Source organism: Ancylobacter mangrovi (assembly GCF_024752335.1).
Taxonomy (GTDB): Bacteria; Pseudomonadota; Alphaproteobacteria; order Rhizobiales; family Xanthobacteraceae; genus Ancylobacter; species Ancylobacter mangrovi.
The window spans coordinates 318434-324808 of record NZ_JANTHY010000007.1 but is presented as its reverse complement, the minus strand read 5'-3'; the positions used below and the strand labels follow the sequence as shown (position 1 = coordinate 324808).

8 protein-coding genes and 1 tRNA gene are annotated in these 6375 nt (G+C 67.1%); 6 read left to right on the top strand and 3 right to left on the bottom strand.

Features of this window, described 5'->3' with window-relative positions:
• Positions 1 to 131 (top strand): NAD(P)(+) transhydrogenase (Re/Si-specific) subunit beta (locus tag NVS83_RS18690; RefSeq protein ID WP_258733595.1); only part of this gene is annotated, 131 nt, incomplete at its 5' end.
• A 192-nt stretch (positions 132 to 323) separates the two neighbouring features.
• Positions 324 to 782, top strand: a complete 459-nt coding sequence (locus NVS83_RS18685; RefSeq protein WP_258740650.1) for a CBS domain-containing protein — start codon at positions 324 to 326, stop codon at positions 780 to 782.
• 251 nt (positions 783 to 1033) lie between these two features.
• Here NVS83_RS18685 and rpoH read toward each other — a convergent pair whose 3' ends face one another.
• Both rpoH and NVS83_RS18675 read right to left on the bottom strand, forming a co-directional pair.
• Positions 1034 to 1939, bottom strand: coding sequence for an RNA polymerase sigma factor RpoH (rpoH, locus tag NVS83_RS18680; protein ID WP_258733577.1), 906 nt, complete (start codon positions 1937 to 1939; stop codon positions 1034 to 1036).
• Positions 1940 to 2096: 157 nt separating this feature from the next.
• Complete coding sequence (locus NVS83_RS18675) at positions 2097 to 3143, bottom strand: RluA family pseudouridine synthase (RefSeq protein ID WP_258740649.1); 1047 nt, start codon at positions 3141 to 3143, stop codon at positions 2097 to 2099.
• Here NVS83_RS18675 and NVS83_RS18670 point away from each other — a divergent pair.
• The 4 genes from NVS83_RS18670 to NVS83_RS18655 all read left to right on the top strand — a co-directional run bounded on the left by NVS83_RS18670 (position 3142) and on the right by NVS83_RS18655 (position 5857).
• Positions 3142 to 3480 carry a hypothetical protein gene (locus tag NVS83_RS18670; protein WP_258733575.1) on the top strand — a complete coding sequence of 113 codons (339 nt, stop codon included), beginning with the start codon at positions 3142 to 3144 and terminating at the stop codon, positions 3478 to 3480. The two genes, NVS83_RS18675 and NVS83_RS18670, sit on opposite strands and share 2 nt — an antisense overlap.
• Before the next feature lie 89 nt (positions 3481 to 3569).
• Positions 3570 to 3645 (top strand) — tRNA-Glu (locus NVS83_RS18665).
• Positions 3646 to 3853: 208 nt separating this feature from the next.
• Positions 3854 to 4393, top strand: coding sequence for a TRAP transporter small permease subunit (locus tag NVS83_RS18660; protein ID WP_258733573.1), 540 nt, complete (start codon positions 3854 to 3856; stop codon positions 4391 to 4393).
• 51 nt (positions 4394 to 4444) lie between these two features.
• On the top strand, positions 4445 to 5857 hold the full coding sequence (locus NVS83_RS18655; RefSeq protein WP_258740648.1) for a TRAP transporter large permease: 1413 nt from the start codon (positions 4445 to 4447) through the stop codon (positions 5855 to 5857).
• 24 nt (positions 5858 to 5881) lie between these two features.
• Here the strand turns inward: NVS83_RS18655 and NVS83_RS18650 are convergent, their stop codons facing one another.
• Positions 5882 to 6373, bottom strand: a complete 492-nt coding sequence (locus NVS83_RS18650; RefSeq protein WP_258740647.1) for a hypothetical protein — start codon at positions 6371 to 6373, stop codon at positions 5882 to 5884.
• Between the last annotated feature and the right edge of the window lie 2 nt (positions 6374 to 6375).

Sequence of the window (6375 nt, the reverse complement as noted above, 5' to 3'; positions counted from 1 at the left end):
TGCTGTTCATCAAGCGCGGCATGGCGGCCGGCTATGCCGGCGTCGAGAACGAGCTGTTCTTCCGCGACAACACCATGATGCTCTTCGCCGACGCAAAGAAAATGGTCGAGGATATCGTCAAGAACCTCTGACGGGCGGACGACATCCTTCCCCTCGACGCGAAAGGCCGGGCGAAAGCCCGGCCTTTTCGTTGTCTGCCTCTGCGTCAGCCATGCTGCGGCGCGGCGACTCTTTTCGTTGACGTCAGGTGTATTGCATACCAGACTTAGACAAAAGAAGAAGATGAAGTGACGGTCACGGCTCCAAGATCAGAGGGAAACGCCATGCTTGTCGCCGATCTCATGAAGCTGAAAAACGCTCGCGTGCCCACGATCCGCATGTCGGAAACCGTTGAAATGGCAGCGACCTTGCTCAACCGCGAACGTATCGGCGCCGTCGTCGTCAAGGACGCGTGCGGTTCCGAGGGCGACACGGTGGTGGGCATCTTCTCCGAGCGCGACGTGGTGCGCGCCATCGCCGAGCGCGGTGGCGCCGCGCTCAAGACCAGCGTGGCCGACCTGATGTCGCGCAACATGATCTCGTGCCAGATGGACGACAGCGTCGACCAGGTGCGCGCGCTGATGGACGAGCATCACGTGCGCCATCTGCCGGTGCTGGAGGAGCACCAGCTGGTCGGCGTGCTCAGCATCCGCGACGTGTTGGCCCATGATGTGCGCCTCGCCGCCAGCCGCGCCGGCGCCGCGATGCGCCCGACCACCGAAGGCTCGGCGCTGTCGGCCTGACGGCCCGCAAACCGATCCTCCGTCCCGCGGCCGGTGCGAACGGCTGGACGGGCCCACCGGAGATGTGCGCCGACTCCCCGATCTTATGTGCGCTTTACGGAAAACGCCCTCGCGATTCCGGACCGCTCGGACGAGGGCCGGCTCGCTCGTCAGAGCGGTCGACCCCTACCGTTCCGGCCGAACGTCCCGGCGGGCGGGATGCTGGCGCACCCCGCGCGCCGGAACGCCGCGTCGTGGTTTACGGATGTCGCTCAGTTCGCCGATTCCAGGCTGGGCGAGGCCGACTCCATCTGATGCACGCGGTCGATCACTGCCTTCTGCACCTTCTCGAACGCCCGCACCTCGATCTGGCGCACGCGCTCGCGCGAGACGCCGAACTCGGAGGCGAGGTCCTCCAGCGTCATCGGGTCGTCGGAGAGGCGGCGCGCCTCGAAGATGCGCCGCTCGCGGTCGTTGAGCACGGAGAGCGCGCCGGACAGCGCGCTGCGGCGATTGTCCATCTCCTCGCTTTCGGCGAGGATCTGCTCCTGGCTGTCGTGATCGTCGGCGAGCCAGTCCTGCCACTCGCCGCCGCCTTCCACGTCACCGCGCAGCGGCGAGTTGAGCGAGGCGTCGCCGGACAGGCGCCGGTTCATGTCGATCACGTCCTGCTCGGTGACGCCGAGCTTGGTGGCGATCTGCTGGACCTGGTCGGGACGCAGGTCGCCTTCCTCCAGCGCGGAGATCTGGCTCTTGGCCTTGCGCAGGTTGAAGAACAGCTTCTTCTGCGCCGCCGTGGTGCCCATCTTGACGAGACTCCACGAGCGCAGGATGTACTCCTGGATCGACGCCTTGATCCACCACATCGCATAGGTGGCGAGGCGGAACCCCTTGTCCGGCTCGAAGCGCTTCACCGCCTGCATCAGGCCGACATTGCCCTCCGAGATCACCTCGGAAATCGGCAGGCCGTAGCCGCGATAGCCCATGGCGATCTTGGCGACGAGACGGAGATGGCTGGTGACCAGACGGTGCGCGGCCTCGGAATCCTCGTGCTCGCGCCAGCGCTTGGCGAGCATATATTCTTCCTGCGGTTCCAGCATCGGGAACCGGCGGATCTCGTTCAGATACCGGCTCAGGCCGCCCTCTGCGGACGGCAAGGTCATGGCGGAACGGGCCATATCAGCACCCTCCTTATTCGCGGTCCCCATTATTGGGCGACCGGTCTGCGGCCGCACGGAGCCAACCGCTACGCTATATTAGCAGCAACGGCGCTTTTTTGCGAAACCGCAAGGCGACGTGGTGTCACGAAGCCTTGAGCGGGCGTCGCTGCGCCATCTAGCCCGCCTCTTCCAGCGCGCGGTGCAGCCGGGCGAGCTCCGCGGGAAGAGGGCTCTCGAACAGCAGGAAGTCGCCGCTTGCCGGGTGTTCGAAGCCGAGCCGGGCGGCATGCAGCGCCTGCCGGCCAAGCGCGTCGAGCGCGCCGCGCGCCTTCTCGCCGAGCCGGTTGGCCTTGGTGCGCTGGCCGACCCCATAAACCGTGTCGCCGAGTAAAGGATGGCCGATATGGGCCATGTGGACGCGAATCTGGTGGGTGCGCCCGGTCTCGAGCTGGCACTCCATGAGGCTGGCGACCGGGCGACCGGCGGCGTCGGCGAAGGTCTCGAGCCGCTGCCAATGGGTGATCGCGGCCCGCCCGTCGCTGCGCACCGTCATGCGCTCGCGCGACACCGGGTGGCGGCCGAGCGGCGCGTCGACCGTGCCGCTCGGCAGGTCGGGCACGCCCCAGACAAAGGCAAGATAGGCGCGCTCCAGCGGCCCGCTGCGCCCGTGATCGGCGAACTGGGCGGCTAGGGCGCGGTGAGCCCGGTCGTTCTTGGCGACCACGAGCAGGCCGGACGTCTCCTTGTCGAGCCGGTGCACGACGCCCGGCCGGCGCACGCCGCCGACGCCCGAGAGGCTGGCGCCGCAATGGAACAGCAGCGCGTTGACCAGCGTGCCGTCCGGATTGCCCGGCGCGGGATGGACGACAAGGCCGGCCGGCTTGTCGATGACGATCAGGTCGTCATCCTCATGGACGATGTCGAGCGGGATGTCCTGGGCGACCGGCGCCGCCGGCTCGGGGGGCGGCACGCGCAGGACGAATCGATCGCCAGGCGCGACCTTGACCGACCCGCTGGAGACGAGGCGGCCCTCGCGGGTGAGGTTTCCGCTGCCGATCAGCGCCTGGAGGCGCGTGCGGCTGAGCTCGGGCAGGTGGCGGGCGAGCACGCGGTCCAGCCGAAGGCCTTCATCCTCGCGTGCGGCGATGATATCGACGCTGGTCGCCTCGTCCTCGGGCGCGGCCTCGTCCAGATCATCCAAGGGTTCCTGCGGTGCCGGCATGACATCTCCCGATTCCGAAGACCAACTCGATCCGGCCGCCGAGCGCGTGCTGCGCAAGATGCGCGGCTTCGCGGCCTTCTCCGGCCTGTTGATGGGCTTCGGCTTTCTCGCCGTGTTCGGTGCCATCGGATACAGGGTTGTTGTCGGCTGGAAAAGCAAGCCCGCCGAGATCACCGGCACGATCCGGCTGCCCGAGGGGGCGCAGGTGCGCTCCGCCATGGTCTCCGGCGACCTGATCGCGGTGACGGTGGAGCGTGCGGGCGTGGTCGAGACCCATTTCTTCGACGTCGCGACCCGCGCGCCGCGCGGCGTGCTGACCTTCGCCAGCGAGCATTGAGCGGCCCGCGAAAAATAGGCTCGGGAAAGCGGCCCTGGCGCCTTGATCCCGGTGCCGAATGGCTCTAAGAGAGCCGCCTCTGCCGCGCAGCTCCCATCGTCTAGCGGTCTAGGACGTCGCCCTCTCACGGCGAAAACACCGGTTCGAGTCCGGTTGGGAGCGCCACTCCGGCCGCAGCCTTCTCCATCAGTACCGATCAGGTTTGCCCGGGCGTGATGGCTGCCCCGCCATTTCCCCACCTGCGTCTCCATTCCCGCTTGCGGCTTATGTCGCGTGAGACGATCGTCTATCTTGCCGAAAACGGCTCGGACGGCGATTGCAGCGCCTTCAAGAGCCACAACGACAAAAGTCGGCGTCAAGAGGGGAACGTGCGATGGATGGGCTGCTCGCGCTCAGCCGCGGCATCGATTGGCTGAATGAGAAGTTCGGCCGCCTCGCCGCGTATTTCGTGCTTTTCGCGGTGCTCATCAGCGCCGGCAACGCGACCGTGCGCTACCTGCTGAGCTTCAGCACCAACGGCCTGCTGGAAATCCAGTGGTACCTGTTCGGCGCCGTGGTGCTGCTCGGCGCGCCCTATACGCTGAAGCTGAACGGGCATGTGCGGGTCGACCTGCTCTACATGATGCTGTCGCCGCGCGGGCGGCTCTGGCTCGACACCGGCGGCTTCATCCTGGTGCTGATCCCGGCGGGCATCTACCTCACCTCGCTCTGCTTTCCCTTCTTCTGGCAGTCCTTCCTCTCCGACGAGGTGTCGCAGAACGCCGGCGGGCTTATCCTGTGGCCGGCGAAGATGCTGCTGCCGCTGGGCTTCTCGCTGCTGACGCTGCAGGGCCTTTCGGAGCTGATCAAGCGCGTGGCGGCGCTGCGCGGGCTCATCACGGTCGAGACCGAGTACGAAAAGCCGATGCAGTGAGGCTCGGCGCGACCCCACCCCTTTCCCGATCCCGATAGCAGAGAGTTCGGCATGTTCTCCCACGGCGTAATGCCTCCGCTGATGTTTGGCGGCATGATCTGCTTCATGCTGGCCGGCTTCCCGGTCGCCTTCTCGCTGGTCGCGGTCGGCCTGTTCTTCGGGACGATCGGCATCCTGACCGATCATTTCCATCCGAGCTTCCTGCAGGCGCTGCCGCTGCGCTTCTACGGCATCATCTCGAACGATCTGCTGCTCGCCATCCCCTTCTTCACCTTCATGGGTGCGGTGCTGGAGCGCTGCGGCCTCGCCGAGGACCTGCTCGAGGGCACCGGCAAGCTGTTCGGCAAGCTGCCGGGCGGGCTCGCCTATGCCGTCATCCTGGTCGGCGCGGTGCTGGGCGCCATCACCGGCACGGTGGCGGCCTCGGTCATCGCCATGGGCGTGATCTCGCTGCCGGTGATGATGCGCTATGGCTACGACCAGCGCCTCGCCACCGGCGTGATCGCCGCCTCGGGCACGATCGCCCAGCTCATCCCGCCTTCGCTGGTGCTGATCGTGCTGGCCGAGCAGCTCGGCCGCTCGGTCGGCGACATGTATCTGGGCGCCATCGGCCCCTCGATCCTGCAGGTCACGCTGTTCCTGACCTACATACTGGTGCTGTCCTTCATCCGGCCGAAGATGATGCCGCCGCTCCCGCAGGAGGCGATCGGCGACAGCGGCTGGCAGGTCGTGAAGCAGGTGCTGCGTGGCATGATCCCCTCGATCGTGCTGATCGGCCTCGTGCTCGGCACGCTGGCGCTGGGCCTCGCGACGCCGACCGAGGCCGGCGCCATGGGTGCGGTGGGCGCCATCGTGCTCGCCGCCGCGCATCGCCGCCTGACCTGGGACCTGCTGCGCCAGGCGATGAACTCGACCATGCGGCTCACCGCCATGGTGGTGTTCATCCTCATCGGCGCGACCTGCTTCAGCCTGGTGTTCCAGGGCATGGACGGCGCGCTGTGGATCGAGCACCTGCTCTCTCAGCTTCCCGGCGGGCGGCTCGGCTTCCTGATCTTCGTCAACATCTTCGTCTTCTTCATCGCCTTCTTCCTCGACTTCTTCGAGATCGCCTTCATCATTGTGCCGCTGCTGGTGCCGGTGGCGCAGAAGCTCGACATCAACCTGATCTGGTTCGGCGTGCTGCTGTGCGCGAACATGCAGACCTCGTTCATGCACCCGCCCTTCGGCTTCGCGCTGTTCTACTTGCGCGGCATCGCGCCGCCCTCGATCCGCACCTCGCAGATCTATCGCGGCGCGATCCCGTGGCTGTTCATCCAGCTCATCGTGGTCGCGGTGGTGACGCTATGGCCGGAGATCGTGACCTACTGGCTCGACAGCGGGCCGAAGGTCGATCCCTCGACCATCGAGCTCAACATTCCCCAGTTCGAGCCGCCGGCGATGGATATGGGCCCGCCGCAGTTCTGAGGCGGGCCGCTTTCCAGCCCCGCGTCAGGCCGCGGCGCGCGTGAGGCCGCGCGAGCCGCGCACGGCGACGAAGCCGGCGACGGCGAACAGGACCAGCACCACGAGCTCGGCGATGGCGAAGGGCGGCTCCGACTGGGTCGGGGCCAGCGCCTGCAAGGCCGGGACCTTGGCGAAGGCCTGCGCCACGCCGACGAAGACCAGCAGGTAGAGGCTGACGACGACGCCGACCGCGTAGACCGCGTTCCAGAACCCCGCGCGGTGGAAATGGTAGCGGGCGGGCAGGGTCACGGCGAGCACCAGCAGCGCCACGATGCCGACGATGTGGGACGGCAGCACGCCGGTGAAGGGGAAGCCGAAGCCGGTCGCGCTGGTGCCGACGGCGGTGGCGAGGAAGACGGCCGTCCAGCCCGGGCGATCCCGGCCGCCGATCAGGTCGCTCAGAAGTACGAAGCCGGTGACGATGGCGATAAGGCTCAGCCAGGTGTGGAACCCGGTCCAGGTCGTCGGATCGAACATGG

Excerpts from the sequence above, each read along its gene's own strand:
- NVS83_RS18675 (WP_258740649.1), bottom strand. The coding sequence starts at position 3,143 with ATGCCGGCACCGCAGGAACCCTTGGATGATCTGGACGAGGCCGCGCCC.
- NVS83_RS18650 (WP_258740647.1), bottom strand. The coding sequence starts at position 6,373 with ATGTTCGATCCGACGACCTGGACCGGGTTCCACACCTGGCTGAGCCTT.
- NVS83_RS18670 (WP_258733575.1), top strand. The coding sequence starts at position 3,142 with ATGACATCTCCCGATTCCGAAGACCAACTCGATCCGGCCGCCGAGCGC.
- NVS83_RS18655 (WP_258740648.1), top strand. The coding sequence starts at position 4,445 with ATGTTCTCCCACGGCGTAATGCCTCCGCTGATGTTTGGCGGCATGATC.
- rpoH (WP_258733577.1), bottom strand. The coding sequence starts at position 1,939 with ATGGCCCGTTCCGCCATGACCTTGCCGTCCGCAGAGGGCGGCCTGAGC.
- NVS83_RS18685 (WP_258740650.1), top strand. The coding sequence starts at position 324 with ATGCTTGTCGCCGATCTCATGAAGCTGAAAAACGCTCGCGTGCCCACG.
- NVS83_RS18660 (WP_258733573.1), top strand. The coding sequence starts at position 3,854 with ATGGATGGGCTGCTCGCGCTCAGCCGCGGCATCGATTGGCTGAATGAG.